Annotated in this window: 1 protein-coding gene; it reads right to left on the bottom strand. The window is 43.6% G+C overall.

Annotation, left to right across the window (positions count from 1 at the left end):
* The coding region (locus RM697_RS13700) for a hypothetical protein (protein WP_311428458.1) at window positions 1-305 on the bottom strand (305 nt) is incomplete at both ends.

The following is a 305-nucleotide window of genomic DNA, read 5'->3' on the forward strand; positions in this document are numbered from 1 at the left end:
ACTGGACAATCTGCACCTTGCGATGTTGTAATTGTCATTGCTGGCTCAGAACATACTGCTACACCATTCTCATCTTTATCTAAAGCTGGACCAGACATATCAAATCCTTGGTAAATGATCTTGAAGCTTGCTGCCTCATTACCACACTCATCCTTGGCTGTATATCTTACCCAACGCTGCCATCCATCAGGACCACAGTCTTCTCCTGTCTGTAACGTTACTTCTTTATGAACTGTAACTAAGCCTCCACAGTTATCTGAGTAATATGCTGCTACTTCTTCTGCACTTGGCTCGTCTTCTGCAAC

Source organism: Microcosmobacter mediterraneus, from assembly GCF_031846265.1.
In the GTDB taxonomy this organism is placed as follows: domain Bacteria; phylum Bacteroidota; class Bacteroidia; order Flavobacteriales; family Flavobacteriaceae; genus Microcosmobacter; species Microcosmobacter mediterraneus.